Origin of the sequence: Paludisphaera sp. (assembly GCF_037189885.1) — a bacterium.
Taxonomy (GTDB): domain Bacteria; phylum Planctomycetota; class Planctomycetia; order Isosphaerales; family Isosphaeraceae; genus Paludisphaera.
Genome location: NZ_JBBCIR010000023.1, coordinates 19,016 through 34,912, shown reverse-complemented (window position 1 = coordinate 34,912; position 15,897 = coordinate 19,016). Strand labels below are relative to the sequence as shown.

12 protein-coding genes and 1 other RNA gene are annotated in these 15,897 nt (G+C 70.3%); 6 read left to right on the top strand and 7 right to left on the bottom strand.

Annotated elements, in window-relative coordinates; genetic code table 11:
• Positions 1 to 527 precede the first annotated feature (527 nt).
• From WG209_RS09080 to WG209_RS09060, 5 genes are all read left to right on the top strand, one after another.
• Positions 528 to 1,103, top strand: coding sequence for a helix-turn-helix domain-containing protein (locus WG209_RS09080; RefSeq protein ID WP_277861934.1), 576 nt, complete (start codon positions 528 to 530; stop codon positions 1,101 to 1,103).
• Positions 1,104 to 1,327: 224 nt separating this feature from the next.
• Positions 1,328 to 3,028 (top strand): glycosyltransferase family 39 protein, encoded by a 1,701-nt coding sequence (locus tag WG209_RS09075; protein ID WP_337174706.1) that lies wholly within the window; start codon positions 1,328 to 1,330, stop codon positions 3,026 to 3,028.
• Positions 3,016 to 3,498, top strand: coding sequence for a cyclic pyranopterin monophosphate synthase MoaC (moaC, locus tag WG209_RS09070; protein WP_337174705.1), 483 nt, complete (start codon positions 3,016 to 3,018; stop codon positions 3,496 to 3,498). The genes WG209_RS09075 and moaC overlap by 13 nt, the downstream gene beginning before the upstream one ends.
• Before the next feature lie 49 nt (positions 3,499 to 3,547).
• Positions 3,548 to 4,555: a polyprenyl synthetase family protein gene (locus WG209_RS09065; protein ID WP_337174704.1), complete on the top strand. Its 1,008-nt coding sequence runs from the start codon at positions 3,548 to 3,550 to the stop codon at positions 4,553 to 4,555.
• A gap of 419 nt (positions 4,556 to 4,974) precedes the next feature.
• Positions 4,975 to 5,436 (top strand): helix-turn-helix transcriptional regulator, encoded by a 462-nt coding sequence (locus tag WG209_RS09060; protein ID WP_337174703.1) that lies wholly within the window; start codon positions 4,975 to 4,977, stop codon positions 5,434 to 5,436.
• A gap of 114 nt (positions 5,437 to 5,550) precedes the next feature.
• Here the strand turns inward: WG209_RS09060 and rpoN are convergent, their stop codons facing one another.
• The 7 genes from rpoN to WG209_RS09025 form a co-directional block, all read right to left on the bottom strand.
• A complete protein-coding gene (rpoN, locus tag WG209_RS09055; protein WP_337174702.1) occupies positions 5,551 to 7,005 on the bottom strand; it encodes an RNA polymerase factor sigma-54 in 1,455 nt (484 codons plus the stop codon).
• A gap of 182 nt (positions 7,006 to 7,187) precedes the next feature.
• Positions 7,188 to 7,793 carry a recombination mediator RecR gene (gene recR, locus WG209_RS09050; protein WP_337174701.1) on the bottom strand — a complete coding sequence of 202 codons (606 nt, stop codon included), beginning with the start codon at positions 7,791 to 7,793 and terminating at the stop codon, positions 7,188 to 7,190.
• 1 nt (position 7,794) lies between these two features.
• Positions 7,795 to 8,124 carry a YbaB/EbfC family nucleoid-associated protein gene (locus tag WG209_RS09045; RefSeq protein WP_337174700.1) on the bottom strand — a complete coding sequence of 110 codons (330 nt, stop codon included), beginning with the start codon at positions 8,122 to 8,124 and terminating at the stop codon, positions 7,795 to 7,797.
• Positions 8,125 to 8,242: 118 nt separating this feature from the next.
• Complete coding sequence (gene dnaX, locus WG209_RS09040) at positions 8,243 to 10,030, bottom strand: DNA polymerase III subunit gamma/tau (protein ID WP_337174699.1); 1,788 nt, start codon at positions 10,028 to 10,030, stop codon at positions 8,243 to 8,245.
• Between the two features lie 113 nt (positions 10,031 to 10,143).
• Positions 10,144 to 10,241, bottom strand: an RNA gene (ffs, locus tag WG209_RS09035) — signal recognition particle sRNA small type.
• Positions 10,242 to 10,332: 91 nt separating this feature from the next.
• Complete coding sequence (locus WG209_RS09030) at positions 10,333 to 11,454, bottom strand: prenyltransferase/squalene oxidase repeat-containing protein (RefSeq protein ID WP_337174698.1); 1,122 nt, start codon at positions 11,452 to 11,454, stop codon at positions 10,333 to 10,335.
• A 719-nt stretch (positions 11,455 to 12,173) separates the two neighbouring features.
• Entirely contained in the window at positions 12,174 to 13,529 is a 1,356-nt protein-coding gene (locus WG209_RS09025) for a hypothetical protein (protein WP_337174697.1), read from the bottom strand.
• Positions 13,530 to 13,717: 188 nt separating this feature from the next.
• Between WG209_RS09025 and treZ the strand changes: the two genes are divergently transcribed.
• Positions 13,718 to 15,664 carry a malto-oligosyltrehalose trehalohydrolase gene (treZ, locus tag WG209_RS09020; protein ID WP_337174696.1) on the top strand — a complete coding sequence of 649 codons (1,947 nt, stop codon included), beginning with the start codon at positions 13,718 to 13,720 and terminating at the stop codon, positions 15,662 to 15,664.
• The last annotated feature ends 233 nt before the right edge of the window (positions 15,665 to 15,897 follow it).

Genomic DNA, 15,897 nt, shown 5'->3' with positions numbered 1-15,897 from the left:
CCCGCCCCTTCATCCCCTACGATTGCCCGGCCCGAGGCGACTACTCACCGCCCCTCCTAAAGTCGCAGGCCGCGCGGCACGAATATTAGTCTTGACGGTCAGGTCCGCTACGGAGAGCGAGCGAGCAACTCGCCCCTCACTGAGCGGACCCGGGCCGATTCCCGTCCTCCCGGCGGAAGCGGGGAGGCGGGCGGGGCCCTCGTTCTTTGTCGAACACGGGGATCGGGTCGCCGATGCCATCGTCCAAGGACGGCGGGGGGCGGCCGGAAGCTTGAGTCGAGACCGGGCGGAAACTTGAGTCTCTATTCGGGTTGCAGGAACGCCGCCCCTCGGGGCGATAAAGAACGGGGGAAGGGTCGGAGCGATTGGGTGGGTTCACGGGCTCGCGGACGATCTCCCGCCTAGGCGGGAAGAAACGAACCGCCGGCCACCAAGGCCCTCCCCATCGCGACGATGTGGTTCCCGACCGGAGGTAGGAGGAAAACCTCCGCGGCCTCGCACCCGACAGGGCGAGTGGAGTCGTCGATATGAAGAAGGTATTTACAACCGGCCAGGTCGCGAAGATTTGCAAGGTCGCGCCCAGGACCGTGAGCAAGTGGTTCGACTCGGGCCGCTTGCGAGGATATCGCATCCCGGGATCCCAGGACCGCCGGATCCCCCGGGAGCACCTCCTCCGTTTCCTCAAGGAGCATGGAATGCCCCTGGGGGATCTGGAGGCCGAAGTCTACAACAAGATCCTGGTCGTCGGGGCCGACGCCCCGCTCCAGGCCGTCCTGCGGGATCACCTCCGCGAAGGGGACGACTTCCGCATCGAGACCGCCGCGTCGGGATTCGAAGCCGGCATCCGCGCCGAGAGCTTCCACCCCGATTGCATCATCATCGACATGGCCCTCGGCCGCATCGAGGCCGGCCAGATCGCGCAGAACCTGCGCAAGAGCCCCGACCACCAGTCGACCATCCTCCTGGCCCTCACCAGCGACGAGCCGGGCGAGGAGATCTTCAGCCTGGGCTTCAACGACGGCTTCAAGAAGCCGTTCGACGGCGCCCTGCTCGCCGAGAGGATCCGCAGGCTCATCTCCCAGAAGAAGTCCGACGAGCCCTGAGCCGACCCGGACTTCGAGGGCCGCGCGTCGCCCGGGAACCCGACGCCGGCCCCGCCCCCCGGTTCTCCGACCGATCGAGCCCGATCCCCTCGCCGACTCCCCCCCCTCGCCGGGGGCCGAGACCGCGAGGGGATCGGGCTCGACGGCTTTCCGGGCCGGCCCGGGCGTGGTTACCATGGTCCCCGATCGACCGCCACCCCCGCCCCGCGCCGAGGCCCGTCGCGATGCCCCCTGAAGGACCCCGCCCCCCGTCCCCGCGCCGCCTGGGCCTGATCGCCGGCCTGATCGCCGCGGCGCTGACGCTGGCGACCCTCCGCGGGCCGGGCCTCACCATCGACGAGCCGCTGGACGTCCGGCCCGGCCGCGATTACGTCGCCCTGCTGGCCCGCGCGGGCCTGGGCTTCCTCGACCCCGCGAATGTCGACCGCCTGTTCCGCGACAACGCGGAGCACCCGCCGCTGGGGCGCTGGCTTCTCGGGATCGCGTCGAAGGCGTTCGAGCCGTTCGAGGCCTGGCTGTTCGGGCCCGACCCGACGGGGCTGTACGTCCTCTCCGGCCGGGTCGCCCCCGCGCTGGCGTTCGCGGCGCTGGTCGCCCTGGTCGCGGCCGAATCCTCCCGGCGCTGGGGGGCGATCGCGGGGATCGCCGCCGCCTGGTCGCTGGTCGCGATGCCCCGCCTCTTCGCCCATGCCCACCTCGCGGCGCTCGACACGTTCATCGCGTTCTTCTGGACGCTGGCCCTGCTGGCCGCCGCGCGGGCCGTCGATTCGCGCCGACCTCTCCCGGCGATGCTCGCCGCGGGCCTCCTCTGGGGCCTGGCGCTGCTGACGAAGATCCACGCCTGGTTCCTGCCCCCCCTGGTCCTGGCCTGGGCCCTGACGCGGCTGAAGCCCGCGCGGGCGGTGGCCGTGGTCTCGGCCTGGTTCGTCGCGGGCGTGGCGACCTTCCTGATCGGCTGGCCGTGGCTTTGGCACGACACCGTCGCCCGATGGTCGGCCTACCTGGGGACGGGCGTGAACCGGGCGTCGATCCTGGTCCTCTACTTCGACCGGGTCTGGAAGGACGTGGATCTCCCCTGGCACTATCCCTGGCTCTACTTCGCCGCCACGGTCCCCCTGCTGCTCCAGGCGTGCGGCGTCGCGGGGCTCGCTCGCGGGTGGCGTGGCCGTCGCGAGGATCCCTTCCCGGCGCTCCTGGCCGGGTCGATCCTCCTGTTCCTGGCCCTGTTCAGCACGCGAGTCCCGGTCTACGACGGCGAGCGACTGTTCCTGCCGGCCTTCCCCGCCTGGGCCATGCTGATCGGCCTGGGCTTCTCGCGGGCGTGGGCGCGATGGGGAGGGCGTCGCGCGGGCCGCTTCGCGCTGGCCGCCCTGATGCTCGCCCAGGGTTACGGGACGGTCTCGATGCACCCGTTCGGCCTGAGCTATTACAACGCGTTGACCGGCGGCCTGGCCGGCGCCGATCGGCTGGGGCTGGAGGCGACATACTGGGGCGACGCGGTTGATCGCGTGTTGCTCGACGAGCTGGCCCGGCGTGTGTCTCCGGGCGAGATCGTCGCGCTGGCGCCGACGCTCTACCCCGGCCAGGGGATCGCCACCACGACGGCCCCGCTCGTCCGTCGCGAGTCCGTCATCCGCGACGAGGACGCCGCGGGCTCGGCCGACTGGGTCCTCGTCTCCCGCCGTCGCGCGTATCTCCCGGCGGCCCTGCTCTCCCGGATCGAATCGGGCGAGGGCGAACTGGTCGCCGCGCGATCCCGACAGGGGGTGAATTTGGCGGAACTGTGGAAATTCCCGAGGGATGCGGCTCGACCCGGGGGCGGCGGCGAAATGGGGGCCGGTCCCTCTTTCCCGACGACGGGGCGATTCGTAGAATATGTTCTGAATGAATCGAACGGAATCACGGGGTCCGCATGGGGGAACTGAGCCACTACGACGAGCGCGGGGCGAGCCGGATGGTCGACGTGTCGGCCAAGGAACCGACCCTACGCGCCGCGAGGGCGAGCGGCCTGGTCCGGATGGCGGCGGCGACGTTGCGGCTCATCCAGGATCGCGCCGCGGCCAAGGGGGACGTCCTGGAGACGGCCCGACTGGCGGCGATCATGGGGGCGAAGCGGACCGGCGACCTGATCCCGCTGTGCCACCCGCTGGGGCTCGACTCGGTCGAGGTCGACCTGACGCCGAGCCCGCCGGACGCGGTGGAGATCGTCGCGACCGTGAAGGTCCACGGCCGGACCGGCGTCGAGATGGAGGCGATGACGGCGGTCGCCGTCGCGGCGCTGACCATCTACGACATGTGCAAGGCCGTCGACCGCGGCATGACGATCGAGCGGATTCGGCTGGAAGAGAAGACCGGGGGCGCGCGGGGCGCCTACAGGCGGGACGATGCGAGTTGAGCGGCGCGAGTCGATCGGGGCCGGCGCGGCGGACGGAGTGGAGACGGGCATGATCAGACCATCGGGGCTTCAGGCGGAGGAGAGCCGGCGCGCGTTGGGCCGACTGTTCGCGCCCATCCAGGCCGGGCTCGCCGAGGCGGAGCGGATCTTCCAGGAGGAGCTGAAGAGCCGTCAGCCCTTCGTGCAGGCGCTCGTCGACCACTGCGGGGACTACCAGGGGAAGCGCCTGCGGCCCGCGCTCGTGCTGCTGACCGGGGGCGCCTGCGGCCGGATCGACGACGCCCACCCGGTCCTCGCCGCCGTGGTCGAGATGATCCACACCGCGACCCTCGTCCACGACGACGTGCTCGACGAGTCGCTCGTCCGCCGCCACGCCGCCACGGTCAACGCCGAGTGGGGCAACGAGCCGGCCGTGATGCTGGGGGACTACCTCTTCTCGCACTCGTACCACCTCGCCGCCTCGCTCGATTCGACGCTGGCCTGCCGCTGGATCGGCAAGGCCACCCACGAGGTCTGCGAGGGGGAGATGATGCAGCTCCACCACCGCGGCAACCTCGACCTGGACGAGGCGACCTACACCCAGATTATCGCCGGCAAGACCGCCGCCCTCACCGCCGTCTCGTGCCGCCTGGGGGCGCATCACGCCGGGGCCGAGGCGGCCGTCGTGGCGGAGATGGAAGCCTACGGCTACCACGTCGGCATGGCGTTCCAGATCGCCGACGACGTCCTCGATATCTGGGGCGACGAGCGGGCCACGGGCAAGAGCCTGGGGACCGACCTGGAGAAGCAGAAGCTCACCCTCCCCATCATCCGGCTGCTCGAGATCGGCGAGCCGGCCGCCGTCGACGAGGCGCGTCGGCTCCTCCAGGGGGCACGGGCCGACTCCCGCCGCCGCCTCCAGCCCTTGCTGGAAGAATCCGGCGCGCTGGACTACGCCTGGTCCCAGGCCCGGGCCCACGTCGAACGGGCCGTCTCCGCCCTCGACATCGTCCCCGCATCGCCATATAAGGAAGTTCTTGCCGAGATGGCCGAGTACGTCCTGCGCCGATCTTCCTGAGCACCGGCGACCCCCATCCCGTTTACGTCGCCGCAAGTGTTTAACATCCGTCGATCCTTGCATGATAAGGAGCAGCCCGGCTCGCCCCCCCGCGGCCGGCCTCCCCTGGTCCCTCGTCGCGGCCCGGCTCTCCCCGGGCCGCGAATTCTTTGAGGGATTTATGATTGAAACGCCGCAGCCGTCGACTATGATGAGCTATAGAGCCAGGGGCAGGAAGCCTCGACGATTCGAGCCCGGCGTCGCGCCCGCACCTTTCGCGACGGTCGCCGGGCGCGAGCCTTCCCCTTAGGGATCCGCGATCCCCCCTCCTGATCCACCGATCCGCGTACGCGATGTTGATAGGGGGGATGCACGCTCGTCGGATTATTGCGTAAACGGAAGTTTAGTCCCCGAAGACGGGAGGCGGCGGCCGGCGAGCCATGGAACTGAAACACAAGCTCCAGATGCTGATGAAGGCCAAGAACCTCAACGGCCAAAAGCTGGCGAGGTTGTCGCGCGTCAGCGACTCGGAGATCTCGCGCATCCTCCAGGGCAAGTCGCGCCCGGGGCTGGATAACGCCCTGCGGCTGGCCCAGGCCGTGGGGGTTTCGCTCGACTACCTGGCCGACGACCGGATCGAGGTCGAGCCGGGCGCGGCCCCCGAGGACGCGCTCTCGGCCGAGGACCACAAGGTACTGGCCGCCTGCAAGCGGATCGGCGCCGACGAGGTCCAGCGCATCCTGGAGATCGTCCGCATCCTGGGCTACGACGTCGCGATGGCCCGGTTGCTGGGCATGGCGTCTCGCCCGGTCATCGAGCGGCTCGACGATCAGGTCGGCGAGCCCCGGCCGACGCTCCAGGGCGGCGGCTCCCAGGGCGCGCGGAGCGTCGCCACCGCCTGATTGCCGGGCGGGGGCTCGCGATTGCTCGGACCCCACATCACAACCGCCCCCGCCGCCCCCTCTCGCGAGGAGTCGGCGGGGGCGGCTCGCGTTAAAAGGCACGTCGGGCGTCGTTCAGAACTGCTTGCGCTGGCGGCTGGAAGGGATCATCAGGGCCTGGCGGTACTTGGTGACGGTCCGGCGGGCCACCTTCACTCCGTGCCGGTTCATCTCCTCGACGATCTCCTCGTCGGACAGGGGGCTCGACTTGTCCTCCTTGTCGACGACCTCCAGCAGCTTCTGCTTGATGGTGTCCCAGGCGATCTCCTCGCCGTCGGCCGTCACGGTGCCGCCGCCGAAGAACCGCTTGAGGGGGAAGATGCCGCGAGGGGTCTGGGCCCACTTGTCGTCGACGGCCCGGCTGACGGTCGTGACGTGGACGCCCACCCGGTCGGCGATCTGCTGCATCTTCAGGGGCTCGATGTACTCGGGCCCCTTGTCCAGGAAGGGCTGCTGGTGCTCCACGATCGCGCGGGCGACCTTCAGGAGCGTGCTCCGACGCTGCTCGATCGACTCGATCAGCCAGCGGGCCGATTGGATCCGCTTCTGGATGAACTCGCGGGCCGCGGGGTCGGTCCCCTTGTTGCGGAGTTGCTTCTGATAGTAACGCGAGATCGACAGGTTCGGCGTGTGCTCGTCGGCCAGCCGGACGTCGTAGGCACCGGCCTCGTTGGGCTCGACGATCAGGTCGGGGACGACGTACTGGGTGTTCTCGGTCAGGTTGAACGACGAGGCGGGCCGGGGATTGAGCCGTCGCAGGTGCTCCACGGCCTCCTTGATCGCGGCGATCGATAGGCCCGACTTCTTCTCGATTGCCGGCAGCCGGTTGTGCTGGAGGTCGTCGAGGTGGTTCGAGATCAGGGCGTGGAGGACGTCGTGGCAGGGGGTGTCCGGCGTGAGCTGGAGCAGGAGGCACTCCCGAAGGTCGCGGGCGCCGACCCCGGGGGGGTCTAGCCGCTGGACCATCTTGAGCGCCGTCTCGACCTCCTCCGCCGTGGCGTCGTGGCCGAAGTCGCGGGCGATGTCGTGGACGGTGACGTCCTTCGGCAGGTAGCCGTTGTCGTCCAGGTTGTAAATGATGTAATCGGCCAGCTCGCGGAGGAGCGGGTCGCAGTCGAAGAAGCCGAGCTGCTCGCTCAGGTCGTCGTGGAACGACCGGGGCCGCGACGCCATGTTCTGCATCGCCTCGAGCTTGCGGTCCCCCTCCTCGATCAGCGAGGCGCGGCTGCGACGCGGGCCCTCGTCGTACAGCTCGCTCCAGTTCTCATCCAGGTTGATGAGGCTGTCGAACTCGTTGGGCTCGGTTTCGACGGGCTCCGCGGCGGCGGGGGCGGCCCCTTCCTCGCCGTCCTCGGACGGGTTCGGAGACTCGCGAAGGTCGACCAGGACGGGGTTCTCGCTCAGCTCCTGCTCGATCCGCTCTTGCAGGGCCATGATCGGCAACTGGAGGATTTCCATCGACTGGATCATCCGAGGCGCCATGCGGAGGCGCATCTCGGTTCGCATCTGCTGGGACGTATCTAGCCGCATGATCCATGGTTCCCCGTTACCGACGGCCCGTCGCGACAGCGGGCGGCGGCCCGCGGCGGAGTCCAGTCACTGCAAGTATTATGCCACGCGCCCCGGCGGTTCAAGGCGCGACCTCGCGGAAGGGGCCCGAATGCCCCGGCCGATCCTCCCTAAGGATATTCGACGCAGATGGATGCGCCGGTTCAGAAAGGCTGCCGCCCGCCGATGGCGTCGGCCAGCATGTCGCGGCTGGCGAATTCCAGCGTGCTCCCGGAGGCCAGCCCCCGTGCCAATCTCGTGATCTGGACGGGCTCGTCCTGGAGGCGTTGCGCGATGTAGAGCGCCGTGCCGTCCCCTTCGAGGTTGGGGTTGGTGGCCATGATGATCTCGCGGACGCCCCCCTCGCGCACCCGGGCCTCCAGGGCCGCGACGGTGAGCTGGTCCGGCCCCATCCCCTGCAAGGGGGCGAGGCGTCCCAGCAAGACGTGGTAGGTCCCGGGGAACGAGCCCGACTTCTCGATCGCCAGGAGGTCGCGCGACTGCTCCACGACGCAGACGAGGCCCTGATCGCGACGGGGGTCGCGGCAGATGGCGCAGAGGGGCTCGTCGACCTCCGTCAGGTGGAAGCAGCGCCCGCAGTGGCGGACCTGCTCCTTGGCCGAGCGGATGGCCTCGGCCAGCTCCAGGGCCTCCTCCACGGGGCACTTCAGGAGGTGGTGGGCCAGCCGTTCGGCCGACTTGGCCCCGATGCCGGGGAGGCGCCCCAGGGTGGTGGTGAGGCGATCCAGGGCGACGCCGTAGCCCGCCATTTCAGGAGCCTCCGCCGCCGAAGATGTTCGGGAGCCCGCCCATCGACGTGAACGACCGCGTCGCCGTCTCGCGCGCCTTGCCGAGCGCGGAGTTCACGGCGGCGGCGATCAGGTCTTCCAGCAGCTCGGCGTCGCCGTCGGCCAGCAGCTTGGGGTCGACGCGGACCGAGGTGATCTCCATCCGGCCGTTCGCCTTCACGACGACGCCCCCGCCGCCGGCCTCCCCCTGGGCCTCGATCTGGCCGAGGGACTCGGCCGCCTTCTCCATCGATTCCTTGATCTTGCCGGCGTTCTTCATCAGATCCGCCAGGTCGCCGAACTTGCCGAACATCTCGCGTCGCTCCTTCCGGTGTCCGGGCCGAGCGGGGCCCACGGCCGACCGGCCGGTCGGCCGATGAGGGCCGCCGCGCCGGGAGTCGCTCCATTATCGCATCTGGGTGGACGAACGTCTAGGATTCGTCGCGGGCCTCGGCGTCGACGTGGGTGACGCGGGCCTCGAAGAGTTCGACGACCTTCTGCACGAGCGGGTCGTTGGCGTACTGGTCGAGCCGCCGGGGGCCCGGTTCGGCCTCGCCAGGCTGGGGGGGGCCGCCGGAGGCGGACGCTTCGTAGCGGACGCTCAGCGGACGCTGGAGGAGCCATCGGAGGCATTCGGCGATGTGCCGCCGCGCCTCGTCGGCGCCGCAGGGGTCGGCCACCGCGCCGAGGCCAGGCTTGGCGGCGATGATCAGTACGTCGGGCTCGTCGACGCCGATCGGCTGCGCCTGGCTCAGCCGCCACGAGAGGCCGGCCCCCACTTTCTTGAGCAGGTCCGGCCAGACCTTCTGGACCACTTCCAGATCCAGCGGCGGGGCGTCGGCGTTCGGGCGACGGTCCTGACCGGGAGGTTTCTCCGGGGGGGCGGCGGGCTGGGACCGCGAAGGCGAAGGCGATGGCGGCGGGGCTGGGCGGGTCGGTTCGACGGGGGCCGCGAAGTGGGCGGGCTTGCCGATGCCGACGTCCAGCGCCGAGGCGGAATCGGCCCGCGACAGCTTCCTGCGGGCGGCGGTCGCGGGGGATCGGGGGGCCGCCGGAGCGCCGGCTTCCAGTGCCTTGAGGCGCTGGATGACCTCGCCGAGGTCGTCCAGGTTCTCCAGCCGAGCGACCCGGACGAGGGCCAACTCGGCGAGGAGCCGCCCGTGGGCGACGCCCCGCATCCGGCCGCGGGCCTCGGCGAGGATCTGGAGCGCGGCGAGGATCGAGTCGGTCGACCATCGCGTCGCGGCGGCCTTCAGGCGGTCCCGCTGGCGCGGGGCGACGGTCAGCGTCAGGGCTTCGGCCCCGATCGAGAGGACCATGGCGTCGCGGAGGAAGTCGATCGTCCCGGCGAGGAGTTCGGTCGGCTGGACGCCTTCGGAGGCGGCGCCGTCGAGCAGGGTGAGGGCGGCGGCCGGGTCGCCGGACGACAGGGCCTCGATCATCTCCAGCAGCCGGTCGTCGCTGGCGGTGCCGAGCAGGCCGTGGACGACGTCGGCGGTCAGCCGGGTGTTCCCGGAGGAGAGCATCCGCTCCAGCAGCGACTGGGCGTCGCGCATCGAGCCCCCGGCGCGGCGGGCGACGATCTGCAGGGCGTCGGCGTCGGCCTCGACCTCCTCGCGCTCGCAGATGGCCCGGAGCGTGTCGACGATCGCCTCGGGGGTGATGCCGGCGAAGTCGAACCGCTGGCAGCGCGACAGGACGGTGATCGGGATCTTGTTCGCCTCGGTGGTGGCGAAGAAGAACTTGACGTGCGGCGGCGGCTCCTCCAGCGTCTTCAGCAGGGCGTTGAACGCCCCGGTGGAGAGCATGTGGACCTCGTCGATGTAGTAGATCTTGAACCGCGACCTGCTGGGGCGGAGCGACACGTTCTGGCGCAGCTCGCGGACCTGCTCCACGCCGTTGTTGCTGGCGCCGTCGATCTCGATGACGTCGACGTCCTGGCCCACGGCGATCGCCTGGCAGACGTCGCACTCCTGGCAGGGCTCCTCGGTGGGCCCATTCGCGCAGTTGAGGCACTTGGCGAAGATGCGGGCCATCGACGTCTTGCCGACGCCGCGGGTGCCGCAGAAAAGGTAGGCCTGGGCCAGGCGGTTCAGCCGGATGGCGTTGCGCAGGGCCTGGACGACGTGGTCCTGGCCGACGACGTCCTCGAACCGCTGGGGGCGGTAGCGACGGGCGACGACCGTGTAGGCGTCGGCTTGGGCGGGGCCTTGCGACACGGGCCGGCGCTCCCTTGCTGGCGAGGCCGGTTACCGGGCGGCCCTTCCCGGGCGCCGAGACCTCGATCCGGTTCCATCCGTCGGGCCCGCCCGGCCGCCGGGGGCCTGGGAGAGCCGGGGAGGTTCTCCCGCGCACATGAGGGTGATGCTTATGGCTGCTGCGTTCCCGCCCTGACCAGGTTCGCAAACCCCCATTGCCCGGGTCCCCCCCGGCTCACCCGGACCCCCGCCGCGGCGGGCGTCTGGTGAACCCCCATTGTGCGACACCGTGCCCGCCGAAGCAAGCCCAACCGATCGCGGCGTCAGCCCTTCTTCCGCGTCGACGCCAGCGCCAGCAGGCCGTAGGCGGTCACGAGGTTGGCGTCGCCTTCCATGAAGCGGTCGTTGGGGTTGACCCACTCGCCGTTGGGGCCCTGACGCTTTGCCAGCGCGGCGGTCAGGTCGGCCCGCCAGTCGTGCTTGACGCCGGCGGCGTCGGTGAACTCGTCGGAGTCCAGCAGGGCCATCGCCTTGCCAAAGACGACGTAGTAGTAGTACAGACCGCGCTGATCGAGCCCCGGGTTCTCGTCCAGGGTGTAGTTGTCCTTGAGGTACGCCAGGGCCGCCTTGACGCGGGGGTCGTCCGGGGTGAGCCCGGCGTAGATCATGCTCTTGAGCCCGGCGTAGGTCATCGAGGCGTAGGAGCGCAGGCCGCCCCCCTCGGCCGGGCCGGCGATGCTCTCGCCGCCGTTGGCGGGTGTGTAGATGAACCCGCCGTCGTTGACCTCCTTCGCCCAGGGCTGGTCGTTGAACTCGGAGTCGAGGTTCTGGGCCCGCGAGATGAAGATCAGGGCGCGCTTGAAGGCCGGGTCGTCGGCCGGGACGCCCGACTCGCGCAGGGCCTCCAGCATGAAGGTCGTGTTGGAGAGGTCGGGCCGGTTGTTGCGACCGCCGTAGCCGGAGCCGCCGTAGTACGTGTCGTCGGGGCCCTTGCCCTCCCCTTCGTCCCACTGCTTGTCCTTGAGGAACTGCTGCGAGCCCTTGACGATGGCGTCGTACCGGCCGTCGACGTTGGCGTGGTGGAACGCGGTCAGGGCGACCGACGTGGCGTAGTTGGCGTGAGCGGCCTCGGGCATCCCCCCTTCGGGCTTGATGAAGGTTTCCAGATGGGCCAGGCCCTTCGCCACGGCCGGGTCGCTCGGGCCGGCCTGGCCGGAGCGTAGCAGGCCGGTGACCACCAGCGCCGTGATGCCGGGCTCCTTGCGGTCGGCCGACCAGACGCCCTGGGCGTCCTGCCGCGAGCGCAGGAACCTCGCGGCGCGCGCCGACATGGCGTCGGCCGTCGTCGCGGTCGGTTGCTGGGCGGCGGCCCGCCCGCCGATGGAAGCCAGCGCCATCGCCCCGGCGGCGTGACCCAGGAAGACGCGTCGGTTGCTCGCGGTCATGGAAGGCCTCTCTCAACCCTATCGATCGTTGGCTCGTCCGATACCCCGTCGACGTCGATCGCGGCGGACCCCCGGAAAAGGGACCTCCTTCGCAATTGGGATGCCCAGGTCGCCTGGGCGATCGTCCAGTCTGATCTGGCGTCCGCGACGACGGGATGTGTTCCCCGGCACCCATCTCGGCGTCGGGATGGCTGGCCATGTCGATGCGCCCGGCTTCCGGCGGTTGGCTTCGTTCGTCACGGGCGCGTTTTCGGGTTTCCGTCGTAAGTCTATTGAAACAGGGGATTTGATGTCCGGGCGAGTTGGCTTCGTTCGTCATTTTCGAACGCGTTTCCTCAAGGCCTCCCCGGGGACCGCGCCGCCCGCGACATGGGGATGAAGGACGCATGGTCATGGACAGAAATTCTCGATCGCCGCGCGACCTCTCCCCTTCCGTAAACCGCCGATCCAATGGCCAGGGACCCGGAAGACGTGGTCTCCCACCATGTAGTGCTATACAAAACGAGCTTTGAGAGCGACATGAGAGCGAATTGCATGGAGCTGGGGCGGGGTTTGGATCGTAAACTACTTCGCTGGTGGAATTTATGGTCGGCAAGAATTTTTGCGGCGGGTGGCCGATTCCCTCGTCTCGTCCACCGACGCCGACGGTGCGCCGCCCGCGCAATCTCGACCTGCCTGGCGGATTTTCCGCCGCCAGGGGGCGATTTCCCGCCGCCCGATCAGTGGGGCATGCCCAGCATCTCGCGGAGCCTGGCCAGCTTGGTCCGCCGCGCGTCGTCGGTCTCGGGCTCGTCGTCCAGCGCGGAGAGGTCGCCCGTGTCGAAGGCGCGTCGGAGGGATTCCAGAAGTTCGGGGGCGTCGACCAGGAGTTCGCGGACGGGCGTGGCGTCCGCGGCGTCGCGGATGGCGACGCGGCCGAGGAGCCGGCGTTGGGTCGGCGCGTCGATCTCGACGCTGACGGCGGACATGGTGTAGGCCGTTGGGAACAGGCATACCGCCTCGAACCGCCATGAGACCTTGCCGGCGCCGATGATCTGGCCGTTGGTCTCGCCAGGGACGATCAGGCCGGGGAGGCGAAGGTCGAACGCGAACCGCGGCCCGGGCGGCGCGAGGATGCCGGGGAAGAAGTAGGGGCCGGTCATCCGAGCCAGCGGCGGGGCCAGCTTCGTTTCGACGTCCGACTTGCGGTCGGTCCCGTACTGGCGCCAGGCGTCCGCGAACGACGGGTTCTCCGGCCCTCCCAGGATCGCCCGGACGTCGTCCGGGGTCGGCGGCGATCCGTCCTTGCGGCGGAACGTGGCGGCGATGCGTTCGGCGAGGAAATCCCGGACGCGACGGTCTCCCTCGGCGCTGTCGACGATATCGCCGGCGTCGTCGCGGAGGTCGACCCCCGCGCGTTCGATCGCCGCGACGAAACCATTCTTCATGGCGTCGTCCAGCGCCCGGGGGTCCTCGGCCGCCGCGGCGAGGGAGTCGTACCAGGCGTCGGCCAGGTCGCGGAACAGGGGCCGGCCGCGTCGGTCGAGTTCGGCCATGGCCTCCGAGACGTCGAATTCGCCGCCGTAGACCCGTTCGAATCCCTCGGCCAGCATCGGCATGGCGGCGTCGAGGAACTCCTCGCGGGCCTTCTCGAAGCCCTCGCGGGTGACGCCATTGGCGAGCGTTTCGGCCCAGCGGTGTTCGACGAACGGGCCGAAGTCGCGTCGATGGTACTCGCGGGTCATCCCGCCCGCTCCGAGTTCGGGGCGGTTCTCGTGATCCTTGAGGAAGTGGGGAGGGACGTCGGCCGGGGAGGCGAATTCGCCGACGGCGTGGAAGTAGCCCTCGCCCGGGTCGGGGTCGTTCTCGGCGAACGCGGGCGGGACGACCACGTCCTCGACCTTCCGCCACCGGGCGATCCACGCGGGCGTGAACGCCTCGTCCGGGAGCAGCCGGTCGCGAGGCTGCCACACCGAGCGCTCGCACGAGCCGTCGGGGCGGATCGTCGTCTCCACCTGGACCATCGGGCCGGGACCGCACCCCCCCGCGGCGAGGAGTGTCAGGCAGGCGAGCGCGGCGAAGGGTGATCGGCTCATGGGGCGGCTCCGCGGGGGGAAGATGGGCGACGCGCGCGGGCTACGACCAACCATTGATACGTCCGAGTGGCGGCGTCGGTCGAAACCAAACGCTGGGCGCTCTGGACTTGCGTCGACTCGCGCCGCCCGGTACGCGGCTTGCTAGACCCCGGCGGGGACATCCGCGTTATCCAGGAAACGGCGAACGTATGAGCGGGGAATTGATGGGGCGACGGCGGCTGCCGGTCGGGGCGGAGATCGACGGCGGCGGGGTCCACTTCCGCGTCTGGGCGCCCAAACGCGGTGCGGTGGAGGTGGTGATCGACGGCGGCCCGAGCATCGCGATGCGGGCCGAGGCCGACGGCTACTTCTCGGCCTTCGCCCCCGGCGTGGGCGTGGGGGCGAGGTATCGGTATCGGCTCGACGGCGAGGGCCCCTACCCCGACCCCGCGTCCCGATACCAGCCCGAGGGGGTGCACGGGCCGTCGGAGGTGGTCGACCCTTCGACGTTCGCCTGGACCGACGCGAGCTGGAAGGGCGTGGAGCCGCCGGGGCAAGTTCTGTACGAGATGCACGTCGGCACATTCACCCCGGAGGGGACGTGGGACGCGGCGGCCGAGCGGCTGCCGAGGCTGGCCGAGCTGGGCGTGACGGTCGTCGAGGTGATGCCCGTCGCCGAGTTCGCCGGGTCGTTCGGCTGGGGGTACGACGGCGCCTTGTACTACGCCCCGTACCACCACTACGGCCCCCCCGACGCCATGCGGCGCTTCGTCGACCGCGCCCACGCGCTGGGGCTGGCGGTGATTCTGGACGTGGTCTACAACCACTTCGGGCCCGACGGGTCCCATCATGAACACTATTCCGACGACTACATCCACCGCGAGCGCGCCGGCGACTGGGGCGAGTCGATCAACTTCGACTCCGCGCCGACCCGCGAGTACTTCGTCGCGAACGCCGGCTACTGGATCGACGAGTTCCACCTGGACGGCCTGCGCCTGGACGCGATCCAGGCGATCCACGATTCGTCGGAAGATCACGTCGTCGCCGCGTTGACCCGTCGCGCCCGCGAGGCGGCGGCGGGTCGTCCGATCCTGGTCTTCGCCGAGAACGAGCCGCAGAACGTCCGCGTCGTCCGGCCCCAGGCCGAGGGGGGGCTGGGGCTCGACGGCATGTGGAACGACGACTTCCACCACGCCGCGCGCGTCGCCGCCACCGGCCGCGCCGAGGGGTATTACGGCGACTACGGCGGGACCCCGCGTGAGCTGGTCTCGGCCGTGAAGTGGGGCTTCCTGTTCCAGGGTCAGGTGATCAAGTGGCAGCGAAAGCGCCGGGGGACCTGCACCTTCGGCGTCCCCGCCATGCGGTTCGTGACGTACCTGGAGAACCATGACCAGATCGCCAACTCCGCGCGGGGCGGTCGTCTCAAGACGATGACCAGCCCGGGGCGTCATCGCGCGCTGACGGCGCTGATGCTGCTCTCGCCGCAGACGCCCATGCTGTTCCAGGGGCATGAGCTGGGGAGCGACCGGCCGTTCTTCTACTTCTGCGACCACCACCCCGAGCTGGCGAGGAAGGCGCGGGATGGGCGCCGCGACGAACTGGCCGGGTTTCGCGGCACGACCTTGCCGGAGATGCGCGAGGCCCTCGCCGATCCGGGCCCCCGGTCGACTTTCGAGGGGTCGAAGCTCGTCGAGCCGGGCGACTACCGCGAGGTCGCGGAATTCCGACTGATCCGGGACCTGCTGAACCTCAGGCGCGAGGACCCGATCTTCCGCGCCCAGGACTCCGAGCGGATCCATGGAGCGGTGATCGGCCCCGAGGCGTTCGTCCTGCGCTACTTCGGCGAGCTGCCCGACTGCCGCCTCGTCCTGGTGAACCTGGGGCGCGACCTCGACCGCGAGGCCAACACCGAGCCCCTGCTCGCCCCGCCGCCGGGGATGGACTGGTCGTTGCTCTGGCACAGCGAGTCGCCGCGCTACGGCGGCTCCGGCGTCCCCCCCCTGGACCCCGACCAGCCGTGGCACGCCCCGGGCCATTCCGCCGTGGTCCTGGCCCCCGTCCCCGCCCCCGACCGCCCGGAGGAGCCCGCGGCGGGATCCGTCGAGCCCGAGGATTACGGCGTCCACCCGGCGCTGCGGAGGAAGCGGGGCGGGTGATCAGCGGCCCGAATTCGTCCCCTCTCCCGCCGGGAGAGGGCAGCCGCGCCAGCGGCGGGTGAGGGTCCTCGAATTTCGGAGGCGCCGCCGGCCGAGCGCCCCTCATGAGCTGGCGCTAACTCTACAGTCCGGCGACCCTCACCCGGCCCTCCGGGCCACACTCTCCCGGCGGGAGAGGGGACGCGCGTTTCACGCTCGGTGAGCAGGGCGAGGAGGCTCCGCTCGCCTTCATG

Coding starts and splice junctions, on each gene's coding strand:
- WG209_RS09080 (WP_277861934.1), top strand. CDS start 528: ATGAAGAAGGTATTTACAACCGGCCAGGTCGCGAAGATTTGCAAGGTC.
- WG209_RS09075 (WP_337174706.1), top strand. CDS start 1,328: ATGCCCCCTGAAGGACCCCGCCCCCCGTCCCCGCGCCGCCTGGGCCTG.
- moaC (WP_337174705.1), top strand. CDS start 3,016: ATGGGGGAACTGAGCCACTACGACGAGCGCGGGGCGAGCCGGATGGTC.
- WG209_RS09065 (WP_337174704.1), top strand. CDS start 3,548: ATGATCAGACCATCGGGGCTTCAGGCGGAGGAGAGCCGGCGCGCGTTG.
- WG209_RS09060 (WP_337174703.1), top strand. CDS start 4,975: ATGGAACTGAAACACAAGCTCCAGATGCTGATGAAGGCCAAGAACCTC.
- rpoN (WP_337174702.1), bottom strand. CDS start 7,005: ATGCGGCTAGATACGTCCCAGCAGATGCGAACCGAGATGCGCCTCCGC.
- recR (WP_337174701.1), bottom strand. CDS start 7,793: ATGGCGGGCTACGGCGTCGCCCTGGATCGCCTCACCACCACCCTGGGG.
- WG209_RS09045 (WP_337174700.1), bottom strand. CDS start 8,124: ATGTTCGGCAAGTTCGGCGACCTGGCGGATCTGATGAAGAACGCCGGC.
- WG209_RS09030 (WP_337174698.1), bottom strand. CDS start 11,454: ATGACCGCGAGCAACCGACGCGTCTTCCTGGGTCACGCCGCCGGGGCG.
- WG209_RS09025 (WP_337174697.1), bottom strand. CDS start 13,529: ATGAGCCGATCACCCTTCGCCGCGCTCGCCTGCCTGACACTCCTCGCC.
- treZ (WP_337174696.1), top strand. CDS start 13,718: ATGAGCGGGGAATTGATGGGGCGACGGCGGCTGCCGGTCGGGGCGGAG.